13 protein-coding genes are annotated in these 13,126 nt (G+C 71.0%); 8 read left to right on the top strand and 5 right to left on the bottom strand.

Annotation, left to right across the window (positions count from 1 at the left end; genetic code table 11):
* Positions 1–222 precede the first annotated feature (222 nt).
* The 3 genes from ABZT74_RS04670 to ABZT74_RS04660 are packed head-to-tail and all read right to left on the bottom strand — an operon-like array spanning position 223 to position 4,483.
* Positions 223–1,536: a hypothetical protein gene (locus tag ABZT74_RS04670; protein WP_356433402.1), complete on the bottom strand. Its 1,314-nt coding sequence runs from the start codon at positions 1,534–1,536 to the stop codon at positions 223–225.
* On the bottom strand, positions 1,533–3,224 hold the full coding sequence (locus ABZT74_RS04665; protein WP_355875010.1) for a lipopolysaccharide biosynthesis protein: 1,692 nt from the start codon (positions 3,222–3,224) through the stop codon (positions 1,533–1,535). Before ABZT74_RS04665 ends, ABZT74_RS04670 begins: the two co-directional genes overlap by 4 nt.
* On the bottom strand, positions 3,221–4,483 hold the full coding sequence (locus ABZT74_RS04660; RefSeq protein ID WP_356433638.1) for a glycosyltransferase: 1,263 nt from the start codon (positions 4,481–4,483) through the stop codon (positions 3,221–3,223). Before ABZT74_RS04660 ends, ABZT74_RS04665 begins: the two co-directional genes overlap by 4 nt.
* A gap of 309 nt (positions 4,484–4,792) precedes the next feature.
* Between ABZT74_RS04660 and ABZT74_RS04655 the strand changes: the two genes are divergently transcribed.
* Entirely contained in the window at positions 4,793–5,272 is a 480-nt protein-coding gene (locus ABZT74_RS04655) for an adenylyltransferase/cytidyltransferase family protein (protein ID WP_355875012.1), read from the top strand.
* Here the strand turns inward: ABZT74_RS04655 and ABZT74_RS04650 are convergent.
* Positions 5,232–5,972: a CDP-alcohol phosphatidyltransferase family protein gene (locus tag ABZT74_RS04650; RefSeq protein WP_356433401.1), complete on the bottom strand. Its 741-nt coding sequence runs from the start codon at positions 5,970–5,972 to the stop codon at positions 5,232–5,234. The genes ABZT74_RS04655 and ABZT74_RS04650 overlap by 41 nt on opposite strands.
* A 248-nt stretch (positions 5,973–6,220) precedes the next feature.
* Between ABZT74_RS04650 and ABZT74_RS04645 the strand changes: the two genes are divergently transcribed.
* From ABZT74_RS04645 to ABZT74_RS04625, 5 genes are all read left to right on the top strand, one after another.
* A complete protein-coding gene (locus ABZT74_RS04645; protein WP_356164879.1) occupies positions 6,221–7,081 on the top strand; it encodes a class II fructose-bisphosphate aldolase in 861 nt (286 codons plus the stop codon).
* Between the two features lie 4 nt (positions 7,082–7,085).
* Entirely contained in the window at positions 7,086–7,937 is an 852-nt protein-coding gene (locus tag ABZT74_RS04640; protein WP_356433400.1) for an HAD-IA family hydrolase, read from the top strand.
* 116 nt (positions 7,938–8,053) lie between these two features.
* Positions 8,054–8,710 carry a dihydroxyacetone kinase subunit DhaL gene (dhaL, locus tag ABZT74_RS04635; RefSeq protein ID WP_356433399.1) on the top strand — a complete coding sequence of 219 codons (657 nt, stop codon included), beginning with the start codon at positions 8,054–8,056 and terminating at the stop codon, positions 8,708–8,710.
* A 67-nt stretch (positions 8,711–8,777) separates the two neighbouring features.
* The gene (gene dhaK / locus ABZT74_RS04630) at positions 8,778–9,773 is read left to right on the top strand and encodes a dihydroxyacetone kinase subunit DhaK (protein WP_356433398.1); all 996 of its coding nucleotides are present in this window, start codon (positions 8,778–8,780) and stop codon (positions 9,771–9,773) included.
* A 156-nt stretch (positions 9,774–9,929) separates the two neighbouring features.
* Complete coding sequence (locus ABZT74_RS04625; protein WP_356433397.1) at positions 9,930–10,970, top strand: YdcF family protein; 1,041 nt, start codon at positions 9,930–9,932, stop codon at positions 10,968–10,970.
* Here ABZT74_RS04625 and ABZT74_RS04620 read toward each other — a convergent pair.
* Complete coding sequence (locus ABZT74_RS04620) at positions 10,964–12,178, bottom strand: PP2C family protein-serine/threonine phosphatase (protein ID WP_356433396.1); 1,215 nt, start codon at positions 12,176–12,178, stop codon at positions 10,964–10,966. The genes ABZT74_RS04625 and ABZT74_RS04620 overlap by 7 nt on opposite strands.
* A 128-nt stretch (positions 12,179–12,306) precedes the next feature.
* On the opposite strand from ABZT74_RS04620, the gene ABZT74_RS04615 reads away from it, so the two are divergent.
* Both ABZT74_RS04615 and ABZT74_RS04610 read left to right on the top strand, forming a co-directional pair.
* A complete protein-coding gene (locus ABZT74_RS04615; protein WP_054240969.1) occupies positions 12,307–12,477 on the top strand; it encodes a hypothetical protein in 171 nt (56 codons plus the stop codon).
* 325 nt (positions 12,478–12,802) lie between these two features.
* Positions 12,803–13,126, top strand: a 324-nt coding sequence (locus ABZT74_RS04610; protein WP_356433395.1) for a PRC-barrel domain-containing protein, incomplete at its 3' end; no start/stop codon positions are given.

Below are 13,126 nucleotides of genomic sequence, written 5' to 3'. Positions count from 1 at the left end.
GGTGTCCGGGCCGCGTCCTTGCCGGGCTCGCGCCCTGCCGGGAGTTCCCGCCCGGCGCTGGCCGGGCCGCCTCATGTCGTACGGACGACTCCGGCTCGGCGCGTAGGGGCAGGTGGCACGCGGAAGGTCATCGCCGCGCAGGAGCGGTGACGGACCCCAGCGACCCTCGGTCGAGGGCGGCCGGAACCCCCGGCGGCCCTCCCCAGGGTCGTGGCTCGGCTCTCAGCTCGCCGGAACGGCCGGTACCGCGGTAGCCGGGGCGGTCTCCTCCACCCGCAGGCGCGCGACCCGCGTCCAGGCGGCGACGGCCTTGAGCGCGGAGCCCGCGGCCAGGCCCCAGGCCGCTCCGAGCGCCGAGCCGGTCAGCAGGTATCCGGCGAGCATGAAGACGACCGAGAGCAGCGAGAACACCACCTGGACCGACAGGGTGGCGCGCGGGCTGAGCACGCGCAGCGTCACCAGGGCACAGGTGCCGAGGCCCATCACCGCGTACTGGGCGCCCGAGGCGGGCAGCAGCGCGGCGGCCGACTGCCAGGTGGCGCCGAGCAGTTGGCGTCCCACGTGGTCGGGAAGGGCGTACAGGACGAGCCCCCACGCGAGGCCGACGACACTGAGGACGAGACCGAGGAGCGCGGCGGCGCGGGTGGTGGCCCGACGGCCGCCCAGCCGGTTCAGCAGCGGCGGTCCGAAGGCGTTGACCGAGTTGAACAGGACGTTGAGCGGCCCGAAGAGCGTGGTGGCACCGCGCAGGGCGCCGACCGCGAGCGGGGCGGCGAACAGGCCGAGACCCAGCACGGCGAGCTGGCTGGAGGCGTTGCCCACGGCGAACTCCACGACGAAGCGCTGTCCGAGGTGGCCCCGGCGCACATAGGGCCGCAGGTCGGCGCGCGCGCCGCGGACATGGGGCCACAGCAGGCGCAGGCCGAGCAGCAGCGCCGGCACGGCCGAGACACCCCACACCGCCACGAGAAGGCCGGGCGCGGCGTGCCGGGGCTGGAGCAGCAGCGCGGGGACCACGCACACCAGACGCAGCGTGTCGGCGGCCAGGGCCAGGGCGGGGCGCCGCAGGGTGGAGAACGCGTACCGCAGTCCGTCCTGCACCAGGACCAGCGGCAGGACGAGCCCGAGGGCGACGAAGGCTCCGCCAGGACCGGCCCAGCCGCCGGTGACCGCGGCGGTGACCGCGCCGACGGCGGCGAGCAGGACACCGACGACGGTGGAGGCGAGGGCGGTGAACGCGATCGCGGACCGGCACGCGGCACCGGTGTCGGCGGTGTCGCCCCGGGTGAGGACGACGGCCTGCCCGACGTACGCCATGTTGAGGCCGAGCAGCACCGTGAAGGTGAGGTACACCATCGAGAAGGTGGCGAAGCCGTGCGCGGTGGAGACGCGGGCGGCGATCACCAGCACGGCGATGTTGGTGAGACTGGACGCCGCCTGGTCGAGCACCGAGGCGAGGGCGGCCGCCGACCGCCGCGGGGTACGCGGCGGGCCGGACGGCTTCTCGGACGGCCGCTGTTCCTCCGGGGCGGTCACCGGTCCCCCGAGCGGACGGTGCGCAGCGCGATGGTCTCGCTGCCGTCGCCGTCGAAGTGCCGCTCGGGTTCGGGGGTGTTGGTGGGCTCGGGCGTCCTGGCCGGCTGGCTCTTGGGCGCCCGGCGTCCGCTGCCGCGGCGCGCGACGGGCGTCCGGACCCGCTTGGAGTCGGTGTGCGTCACCGCGCCGAGGACGGTGCCGCCCGCTCCGACGATCAGCTCGCGGATGCGCATCAGGTCGGCGCGGTGCACGGTCCGCGGGTCGCAGACGATGAGCACGCCGTCCACACGGTCGACGAGCGCGAGGGCGTCGGCGTACGCGAGGACGGGCGGGGCCACGACCACCACGGTGGCGTCGGGGTCGTCGGCCTCGGCGATCAGCCGGGTGGTCCGGGCGGAGGTCAGCGCGCGCGGCACGTTGCGCACGCGTTCACCGGGAACGAGCCCGAAAGCGCCCGACTCGCCCGCGTCGACGAGGAGTTGGCCACGACTCGGCCACTCGCCCTCGGCCTGCTCACCGCTCCGGCTCCAGCGGGGCCGGGAGGCGGCGGTCACGTCGAGCCGCTCGGAGAGCGACGGGGTGCGCAGGTCGGCCTCGACCAGCAGGACGTTCTTGCCGGTCTCGGCGAACGAGGCGGCGAGGTTGACCGCGACGGCGACGCTCGACTCCATGGAGCCGCGCGGGGCGACGACGAGCAGCCGTCGCCGGTCGGCGAACCGCTCGTCGTAGGCGAGGCGGAAGGCGATCGAGCGGTACTCCTCGGCCGCCCGGGAGTCGGTGTGGCCGACCACCAGGGTGCCCGCCGAACCACGGGGCAGCGCGCCGAGGACGGGACCGCGGACGGCGCGGGCGACGTCACCCGCCGAACGGGGCGCCGGGTCGAAGACCAGCCGCACCCACGCGCCGAGCAGGCCGAGGCCGACGCCGACGAGGCCGCCGAGACCGAGCGACAGCGGCAGACCGGGACCGTCGGACGAGGAGGGGACCGTGGCGTTGCGGATCACGTTGCCGGGCGTCATGTCGAGCGCCTTCAGGCTGGTGATCTTGGAGCGCAGGTCGGTGATGCGGTTGAGCAGGTTGGCCTGCACGGCGTAGGCGGAGTCCGCGGCGGATCCGTCGGGGAGCTGCTTGATCTGCCGGGAGAGCTCGTCGTTCTGCTTGGCGACCGGATTGAGCTGGTCCTGCAGACTCTTGAGCATCGAGTCGCGGACGGACTCCCACTGGTCCTTGCGCATGTCGATGTACGACGCGGTGAGGGCGTTGGCGCGGCGCGCCGCCTCCTTCGGGTCGGACGCGTTGTACGTGAAGTGCAGCACGAGGGTCTGCGGCGGGTTGGTGACCTGGAGCCCGTGCTGGAGCTGGTCCACCTCGCCCGCGCTCATCTTGAGCTGCTTCGCGGCGCCCTGCGCGACGGAGCGGCTGAGGGCCGTCTGCCGCTCGGACCCCATGTTCAGCGCCTTGTCGCTGGAGAGCGTGGGCGCGAAGGGGTCGCTGGTGGGGGCGCGGAGCACGATGTCGGTGGTGGCGGCGTAGCTGTCGGCGCCGGTGACGCCGAGCCAGGCTCCGGACAGCAGTCCGATGCCGACACCGCCGCCTATCAGCCACCGGTACCGCAGCAGTTGGCGGAACTGCTCGCGCAACTGCTCCGGCTCATCCTCTCCCCGGACGGGAACGTGTGTCTCGTTCACCTTCCAAGTCCCCCCATTGCCTCGTCGATCAGCGCGTCGATGCGCGCGAGACCCGCCTCCCGTGACAGATGGGCCGCTACGTGGCGCGGACCCGCCGCGCCCAACTCGTCCGCCATCTTCGGATCTTCGGCGAGTCTACGCACCGCTGACAAGAACTGATCAGGATTCTCCGGTTCCACAAGCATTCCGGCACCGGATCGCAGCACTTCGCGGGCCGTGCCGCCCTCGGCGGCGACCGAGGCGACCACCGGCCGGCCGGCCGCGAAGTAGGAGGTGAGCTTGGACGGGACGCTCATGTCGAGGACGGAGGCCCGCTGGGTGACGGCGAGGACGTCGGCGGCGGCCAGCACGTCGGGGAAGTCGGCGTCGTCCACCGAGGGCAGGAACTCCAGGTTGGGCAGTCCCTCGGCCAGTGCGGCGAGGTGCTCGCGCTGGTTGCCGTCGCCCATCAGGACGATCCGGGTCTCCGGGTCGCGTCGGGCGGCGTCCACCAGCACCTCGAGCCCCTGCTTGAGCCCCATGTTCCCGGAGTGCAGGACCACGGTCTGCTCCGGCCGCCAGCCGAGTCGTTCGCGGGTACGGTCACGCGGCGCCGAAGGGGCCTGTATGTGCGACCAGTTGGGCACCAGGCGTATGCGGCCCGGATCCACGCCCATGGCGCGCACCCGCTCGACGAACGTCTCGTGGATGACGCCGACCAGGGTGGCACGCCGCAGCACCCAGGACTCCGCGCGCTCGGCCAGCTCGGCGGCGCGGCCACCGCCCTGGATGCCGGACTGGGCGGCGGCGGCGCCCATGAGGTCCTGCACGACCGGGACGAACGGTGCCCGCTGCCGGGCGGCGACCCGGGCGCCGAGCACGCCTCCGGCGAGGCTGGGCAGTTGGGCGAGCACGGCGTCGAGACGGCCGGTGCGGGGCGGCGCGACCATGCCGTGGGCGAGTATCGAGCTCTCGAACAGCGCCCTGCGCAGGGCGCTCTGGCGCGGCGGGACGCTGTGCCGCCTGCGGTGCACGGTGACACCGGCCCGCTGCTCCGTGGCCCGCCACACCGTGCGGTAGGCGGGGTCGAGGCGCCAGGCGGGGTAGTGCGGCAGTCCGGCGAGGACATGGGTCTCGTGGCCGCGGCTCGCCCAGTGCTCGGCGATGCCGGTGGCGTACGGCCCGATACCGGTGTGCTCGGGCGCGTAGTTGGTGGACACGAGGAGCAACCGGCGCCCGGAAGACCCGACTTCGCCCTCCTTGTCGGCGTGTGCGCCGATGTCCGGCTCGTTGGTGCGCTGCACCGGAACGGACCTCGCCGGACCGGCGACCCCCGCACCGCTCCGGTCACGACGCTCGTCGTGGGTATGTGTCACGCGACGGAACCTTCCCCCCGGCCGCCACTGCGGCCTCCCCTGTGTGTCTGCGCCCCACGGGACCCCCCGGTCCCCGCACCGGTCGTAAGTGACCCAGGACGCACCCTAATTGTTCACCCTCCCTGCACCATGCATGAACGCTATCGTCAAAGTCCGCGCATCCCCCGGAAAGGGGTGCGCACTGGGGGCCAAAAACGAACAAGGGGGGCACTTGTGCCATCGAGCAAGCCGTACCGCGTGGGCTACGCACCGGGCGCCTACGATCTCTTCCACATAGGACACTTGAACATCCTGCGTCACGCACGTGCCCAGTGCGACTACCTGGTGGCCGGCGTCGTCTCGGACGAGATGGCCGAGCACGCCAAGGGCAGGCTTCCGATGATCCCGCTGGTGGAGCGGCTGGAGATCGTCCGGAGCATCAAGCACGTCGACGCGGCGTTCGTGGAGACCGTGCCGGACAAGCTGGAGACGTGGAAGCAGGTCCGCTTCGACGTCCTCTTCAAGGGCGACGACTGGCGGGACACCCCGAAGGGCGAGCGCCTGGAGAAGGACTTCGCCACCGTGGGGGTGGACGTCGTCTACTTCCCGTACACCGTGCACACGTCGAGCACCCAGCTGCGGCGCGCCATCGACGCCCTGGACGGGACGCGGTTCAACGACGAACTGCGGACAGCTCCCGGAACCACTTGGTGAGGAAGGCGGCCAGGAAGAGCACGGCGGCGACACCGAGGAGGGTGTAGGCCCACCGGAAGGCGCTGCCGCCGCCGAGCAGCAGGAACACCAGGCAGAAGACCCCGTGGTCGACCGGGAGCAGGGCCACCGCACGCACCGTGGAGGGCTCGGCCCGGTCGCCCGGGGCGGCCTTGGGCTTGAGCTTCTCGGTGAGCAGCCCGCCGAAGAACGTGACGACGGCGGCGAGCTGGAAGGCGAGCGGCACCAGCAGCCAGGCGTCGGCCCCGGTCCCGAAGTGACCGGGGTTCCGGTAGAAGGCGATCAGCACGGCGGTGTGCAGTGCGGTGATCTTGGCGCAGTCGACCACGTGGTCGAGCCATTCACCGGCCGCGCTGCCGCCGCCGCGCAGCCGGGCGAGCTGCCCGTCGGCCGAGTCGAAGGCGAAGCCGACGGCCAGCCCGAGCCACACCAGTAGTCCCGCGGCCCAGGTGGGCGCGGCGAGCGCGGCCGTCGCGACCGCGGCGAAACTGAACGCCGCGCTGATCAGCGTGACGTGGTTGGGCGTCAGCCCCACCCGGTAGGCGCCTGCGGCGAGATACCGCCCCACCGGCCGGTTCACGAACCGCGAATACAGCGATACGCCCTTGGCGCTCTTCTGCGCGGACTTCAGCCGTATCAGCGCGGACGTCGTCGTACTCGTCGCACTCGTCGTACTGCTCATGGATCCCCCCGGACCTCATCACGCACGGCCTCCCCGGCCGCTCCCCTGATCCACATCATCACAGCAGTCGACGGACGATGGCGAACGATCGAAAAACTGACCGGAAACGAAACGCGTCGGAAAACTGACGGAAGGTGACGGAACCCCCAGCCCTTACCGCCCTTCCCCGGAGCTTCGCGGACAAAAGTGGCGGGGCACCGTCGGCGGGCGTGGAATGGAAGGGGTGGGGCCGCAAACGTGGAGGCGTCGTGGGTGTTGCACCGCTGACCGAGATCCTCTCCGGGCCGTTCGCCGAGCGCTACGCCGTGCCGGCCATCAACGTCTTCAACGACCTGACGATGGAAGCCGTGCTGGCCGCGGCGGTGGAGCAGCGCTCGCCCCTGATCGTGCAGACCTCCGTCAAGACGGTGAAGTCGATCGGCAGCGATGTTCTGTATGCGATGTGGACCGCCATGACCGCCGGGATCGAGGTGCCGGTCGCCCTGCACCTCGATCACTGTCCGGAGCGGGAGGTGATCACGGAGTGTCTGCGGCGGGGCTGGAACTCGGTGCTCTTCGACGCCTCGAAGCTGCCCGTCGAGGAGAACATGCGGCAGACCGTCGAGGTGGTCGCGGAGGCCCGTTCGTACGGGGCGGCCGTCGAGGGTGAGATCGAGTCGATCACCGGCGTGGAGGACGGCGTCGGCAGCGACACCGCCGCGGAGCAGCAGACGCTGGAGGTCGCCCTGGAGTTCCTGCGGACCACCGGGGTCGACGTCTTCGCACCGGCGATCGGGAACGCCCACGGGTCGTACAAGCAGGCTCCGGTGCTCGACGCCCAGCGGGTCTCCGACATCGTCGCGGCGCACCCGGTGCCGATCGCGCTGCACGGCGGGAGCGGGCTGTCCGACGAGCAGTTCCACGACCTGATCTCCCGGGGCTGCGCGAAGGTCAACATCTCCACCGCCCTCAAGGAGAAGTTCATGAAGTCGAGCCTGGCCTTCCTGGAAACGGCGGCCGAGCGGCAGAAGTGGGACCCGCCCTCGCTCTTCAGGTCCGTCCGTCAGGACGTCATCGACATGACCGGCTCGCTGATGACCCTGTTCGGCAGCGCCGGCCGGGCGGGATGACACCGTGTCCGCGCTGGTCTACGACTGCGACGGCGTCCTCGCCGACACCGAACGCTACGGACATCTGCCCGCGTTCAACGCCACGTTCGAGGAGTTCGGTCTGCCGGTGCGGTGGAGCGACACGGACTACGCGGAGAAGGTGAAGGTCGGCGGGGGCAAGGAGCGGATGAAGACGCTGCTGACCCCCGAATTCGTCGCGTCGACGGGTCTGCCCACGGACAAGGAGGCGCTGGACGCGGAAGTCGCCCGCTGGCACCGCCGCAAGACCGAGATCTACACCGGGATCATCCGCAGCGGCGCCATTCCGCCCCGCCCCGGGGTGCGGCGGATCGCCGAGGCGGCACACGCGGCGGGCTGGACCCTCGCGGTCGCCTCCACCTCCGCCGAGGCGTCCGTCCGCAGCGTCCTGGAACTCGCCATGGGCACCGAACTGGCGTCACGCTTCAGTGTGTTCGCCGGTGACGTGGTCCAGCGCAAGAAGCCGGCCCCGGACATCTACGCGTTCGCCGTGCGCCGGCTGGGTCTCGACCCGGCGGACGTCGTCGCGATCGAGGACAGCCGCAACGGCATGCTCGCCGCGCTCGGCGCGGGGCTCGCCTGCGCCGTCACGACCAGCGCGTACACCGGCGAGGAGGACTTCGCGGGCGCCTCCCTGGTGGTCACCTCGCTCGGCGACCCGCCGCCGCGGGAGACCGTGACCCGGGTGCTGAACGACCCTCTCGGGGTGCACCCGGGCCCGTGGGTGGAGCTCGCGGACCTCGCGGTGCTGCTCACGGCAGGGGACGCCGCGGTCGCGGGACATACCGGCGCGCCGCTGACCGATCCCCCTGGTTCGGCGCCGCCCGCCCCGAGTTGACCGGAGCACCCGGGCGGGGCCGGTGGTCCGGGTGCCCGAGCGGGGGCAGGCCCCTCCCCCGTCCGCCGGTCGGAACCGACATCACGCGCCCGTCGGGAGAGCCAGTCAGGAGAGCCATGACAACGCCAACGACATCCGCCGGTGACCTCGCGTTCGTCGTCCGGACCATCGCCCGGACCGCGGTCGACAACGAGAAGGCCTTCGGTGACCTCGACGCCGTCGCGGGAGACGGGGACTTCGGCTTCTCGCTCGCCCGCGGCTTCGAGATCGTGCTCGCCGACTGGGACACCCTCGGCCCGGAGACGCCGCCCGAGTTCCTGAAGAAGGTCGCCATGGTGATCTCCAAACGGGTCGGCGGCACGTCGGGACCACTGTGGGGCACCGCCTTCCTGCGGGCCGCCATGGCCGTGAAGGACCGCGACGAGCTGGACGCGGCGGACGCGGTCGCCATGCTCCGGGCCGCCGCCGAGGGGATCAAGGCACGCGGCAGGTCCGACCTCGGGGACAAGACCCTGCTGGACGCGCTCATCCCGATGACCGACGCACTGGAGCGGCGGACGTCCGGAGGCGAACCGCCCGCCACGGCGGCGGAACTCGCCGCGCTGGCCGCCACGACGGCCCGCACCGCGGCCGACGCGACCACCCCCATGCAGGCACGACGCGGCCGGCAGAGCTACACCGGCGAGCGCAGCATCGGCTCACCGGACCCCGGCGCGGTGGCCGTCGCGGTGATGGCGGAACGCGTCGCGGCCGAGTGGGAGGCACGCGACTGACCGTGGGCGGCACCGTCGCCCGAACCGCCCCCGACACCCCGGGCGACGAGATCACGAGGAGCACGGCATGAAGAAGTTCGTCAACGACCCGAAGGACTACGTCGCGGAGATGCTGGAGGGACTGGCGCTGGCCAACCCCGACACCCTCCGGTACGTCCCCGAGTACAACCTGATCATGCGCGCCGACGCCCCGCAGGAGAACAAGGTCTCCATCGTGCAGGGCTCGGGTTCCGGTCACGAGCCGGCGCACGTGATGACGGTCGGCAGGGGCATGCTCGACGCGGCCTGTCCGGGCGACGTGTTCGCGGCGCCGCCCGCCGACTTCGTCTACGAGACGGTCAAGCGGGTCGCCTCCCCCAAGGGCGTCCTGCTGCTGGTCAACAACTACACCGGGGACCGGATGGCCTTCGAGATGGCCGAGGAGCTGTCGCAGGCCGACGGCGTGACCGTCCGGACCCTGTTCATCGACGACGACGTGGCCGTGCAGGACTCGACGTACACCGTCGGCCGTCGCGGAGTGGCCGGCAACTTCTTCGTGATGAAGGCGGTCGGCGCGGCCGCCGAGCGGGGCGCGGACCTCGACGAGATCTACCGGATCGGCGAGAAGGTCAACGCCCTCACCCGCACGATGGGTATGGCCCTGACCGCGTGCACCCCTCCGGCGAAGGGCTCACCCCTGTTCGAACTCCCCGACGACGCCGTCGAGATGGGCGTGGGCATCCATGGCGAGCCGGGCCGCGAGCGGGAGAAGCTGCAGCCGGCGAACGCGATGGTGCGGGAGCTGGTCGACGCGGTCGTGGAGGACCTGCCCTTCGCCTCGGGCGACTCGGTGGCCCTGATGGCCAACGGCCTCGGCGGCACCCCCATCGGCGAGCTGTACCTGGTCTACGGTCTGGCCCACAAGCAACTCGCCGACCGCGGAATCGGCGTATGGCGGAGCTACGTGGGCGAGTACTGCACGTCCCTCGACATGGCCGGCGCCTCGATCACCATGGTCCGCCTGGACGACGAGATCCGGGACCTGCTGAGCGACCCGGCGCAGATCCCGATCCGGGTGTTCTGAGAGGTGTCCCAGGAGGTGCTCCGAGAGGTGTCGTCGGAGTGCTCCGAGAGGGTGCCTCCACGGCTTCGACGGTCCGCGGGTGGCTGGTGGGCCGGGGTCCCTCCGGCGGGCGAGGGCCGTCGCCGACGCCTCGCTCCGCGTCAGTAGCATGGCCGCATGGTGGCCTTTGTACCGTCGGTCGTGTGCTTGTCGCTGTTCCTCATAGGTGTCGCGCGGGACCGCCGCAGGATCGGCAACGCGGTCCTGCTGGGGCTCGCGCTGGTCTTCGGCGCGGTCGCGCTCTTTCTGCACCTGGCCTCCGAGAAGGCCCAACTGGGCCACGACCTGGGGGTCGCGCTGCTGACCGTGGCGACGCTGGGTGTCATCACGCTGGCCTGGTTCCTCATCGCCAACGGGATCACCATGGTCCGCAAGGAGGGCAGAAGCCCGGCGAACCTGCTGTCGCTGGGAGCGGGCGTCGCGCTGGTCGCCCTGCTCGCCCTGCTGATCGCGGCACTGGTGCTGCACACGCACACCCTCCTGGTGGTGGCGGCGACGGCTGTCGCGCTCTCCGGATACGTCGCCTTCCTGTTCCTCTGTTTCCTCCTCTACGGCGCGCTGTACGGCCGCCTGCGCATCCGGCGGCGGGCGGACTACGTGGTGGTCCTCGGCTCGGGCCTGATCGGCGGCACCACCGTGCCTCCGCTGCTGGCCGGGCGACTCGACCGCGCCCGCAAGGAACACGCGAGGCTCTCCCGGAAGGGGCGGCGGCCCGTCCTCCTCACCTCCGGCGGACAGGGTCCCGACGAGAAGCTTCCGGAGTCGCACGCGATGGCCGACTACCTGATCTCCCAGGGCTTCCCGGCCGAGCTGATCGAGCGCGAGGACCGCTCGACGACCACGGACGAGAACCTGACGTTCAGCAAAGCCCTGATGGAGAAGACGAATCCGGACTACCGGTGTGTGATCGTCACGAACAACTACCACGTCTTCCGCGCCGCGGTGACCGCCCGCCGCACCGGGGTCCGGGGCCACGTGGTGGGCGCCCCCACCGCGTCGTACTTCTGGCCGAGCGCCATGATCCGTGAGTTCGTGGCCCTCCTCGTCGCCTACCGCCGCACCAACGCGGCGATCTTCCTGCTCGTCCTGCTGAGCGGTCTGTTCATCTGGTGGCTGGGGTGGCCGTCGACCGGGGCCGTCGCCCTGTCCGGTCAGTAGCCCGACCGGGCGTCGGCGCGACCGTTCCAGTCGAGGCAGACGACCGAGGCGTCGGCCGCGAGTTCTTTGCTGCCGAAGTGCTCGAACAGACCGTTGACGATGGCCCGCGCGGCCTCGTGCGGGGGCTCTTCCCGGGTGGCGCCGAGGGTCTGCCGCAGGGCTCGTTCCGCGAAGGTTCCGCCGTCACCGGCGAGTGCGCCGTGCACGCCGTTGCTGAGAACGACCAGCCGGTCACCCGGTTCGACCTGGAACACCTGCTCCTCGTAGGCGGTCTCCTCGAACATGCCGAGGGGCAGCTGCGCTTCGAGTTCGACCTGCTCGACCGTGTCGTCGCGCTGGCGGTAGAGCTGCGGCGACCCCGCGTCGACGGCTCGTACGGTGCCCGAGTCCAGGTCGAATTTCAGCAGCAGGGTCGACGCGTACTTCTTGCCTCCGTACTGGGCGAAGAGGGCCTGGTCGGCCAGGCACGCCTGGTCGGCGAGGCCGATCCCGGCGCGGCGCGCGTTGCGCAGGGCACCGACGGCGAGGCTGGTGAGCAGGGAGGCGTCGATGCCCTGGCCCATCCCGTCGGTGACGGTGAGGGTGAGGTGGTCCGCGTCGGTCGACCAGTCGAAGTTGTCGCCGCCGATGGTGTAGGCGGGCTCCAGATGGGCTCCGATGACGTACTCCTGGCGGGCGCATCCACGGCCGGGCAGGAGCTGCCACTGCATCTCGGCGGCGAGGGTGAGGCGCCGGGTGCGGCGGGCCTGCAGATACAGGTCGGTGTCGCGGCCCGCGGTGATCACCTCGTGGGCCAGAGCGGTGGCGAAGTCGGCGAGTTGGAGCACGGTGGTGGTGTCGGTCGCGCCGCTGGGGAGACGGACGGAGAGCACACCGTGCCGGTCGCCGCGGACGCTGATGGGCAGGTGAACGGTCTGGGTGGGGCTGGAGGCGCTCGTGATCTCCACGACCGGGGTCTGGCTGATGAAGGCCCGCCCTGCCGGCCCCTTGTGCGCGGGCACCGGGTCGTCGGTGTGCGGCAGGTGGGTGACCTTCTGGAGAACGCTCAGTCCGTAGTCGGCGAGCAGCACGGTCACGTCCTCGGCCCCGACACGTTCGGCGAGGAGGCGCCCGGCGGTGGCGACCAGCTCGTGCGGCGGAGCCGCGCGCAGCAGGCTCTCCGCGGACGCTGCGGGTCCGACCGGCTCGGATGTGCTCACGGTGTCCACTCTCCTCTTCCGCCTTCCCGTTTCCCTTGTGGCTTCCACGCTATCCGTCTGCCCGGAAAGACGAAATGAAGGTCGGCATGAGTAGAGATCGATCCGCCGGGCACACGAGGGTCCGGAGGTTGATAACTATGGTTCCCGTTCTTCTTGTTCTTCTGCTCGCCCTGATCCTCTTCGGTGCCGGTTTCGCACTGAAGGCGCTCTGGTGGATCGCCGTGATCGTCCTGATCGTGTGGGTCCTGGGCTTCGTGATCCGTCCGGCGGCAAGCGGCGGCAAGCGTGGCCGCTGGTACCGCTGGTAGACGTTCTGAACAGCACGCATTCATGGGTGGGGCCCGACGCCACGGCGTCGGGCCCCACCCATGTCACGTCCTGGTGAGCACGGGACGAAAGGGGTGACCTTCCCGTTTCGGGGTAGCCGGAAGACGTGGCCGGAGGCGGCGTGACGCCAGGAACCATGGCCCTCCAGCACGGCGTCTCCGGCCATCCGCACGGCGCGGATGTGTGAGCCCAAGAACCCTGGGAACCCGAATTCCTGAAGGAACGTCACCGAATTCGATGACACCTGAAAAGCCTCCACAGCACGACCGTGGACGGCAACGCAATTCGATGAGGGAGCCGTACTTTATGAGTGACAACATCTGGGGCTACCAGCCGACCACCGGCTACACCGCGGGCACCGACCTGACCGGATTCAAGGTCGAGGCCACCGACGGCAGCATCGGCAAGGTCGACAAGCACTCGGACGACGTCGACTCCTCCTACCTCGTCGTCGACACCGGCGTATGGATCTTCGGCAAGCACGTCCTCCTGCCCGCCGGGACCGTGCAGTCGGTCGACCTGGACGAGCACAGGATCCACGTCGCCCTCACCAAGGAACAGATCAAGAACTCCCCCGAGTTCGACAAGGACAAGCACGTCGGCGACGCCGGCTACCACGAGCAGGTCGGC

This window comes from Streptomyces sp. NPDC005302, from assembly GCF_040607345.1.
Taxonomy (GTDB): Bacteria; Actinomycetota; Actinomycetes; order Streptomycetales; family Streptomycetaceae; genus Streptomyces.
This window is presented reverse-complemented; position numbering and strand designations above follow the sequence as displayed.

Excerpts from the sequence above, each read along its gene's own strand:
- dhaK (WP_356433398.1), top strand. The coding sequence starts at position 8,778 with ATGAAGAAGTTCGTCAACGACCCGAAGGACTACGTCGCGGAGATGCTG.
- ABZT74_RS04615 (WP_054240969.1), top strand. The coding sequence starts at position 12,307 with ATGGTTCCCGTTCTTCTTGTTCTTCTGCTCGCCCTGATCCTCTTCGGT.
- ABZT74_RS04650 (WP_356433401.1), bottom strand. The coding sequence starts at position 5,972 with ATGAGCAGTACGACGAGTGCGACGAGTACGACGACGTCCGCGCTGATA.
- dhaL (WP_356433399.1), top strand. The coding sequence starts at position 8,054 with ATGACAACGCCAACGACATCCGCCGGTGACCTCGCGTTCGTCGTCCGG.
- ABZT74_RS04625 (WP_356433397.1), top strand. The coding sequence starts at position 9,930 with ATGGTGGCCTTTGTACCGTCGGTCGTGTGCTTGTCGCTGTTCCTCATA.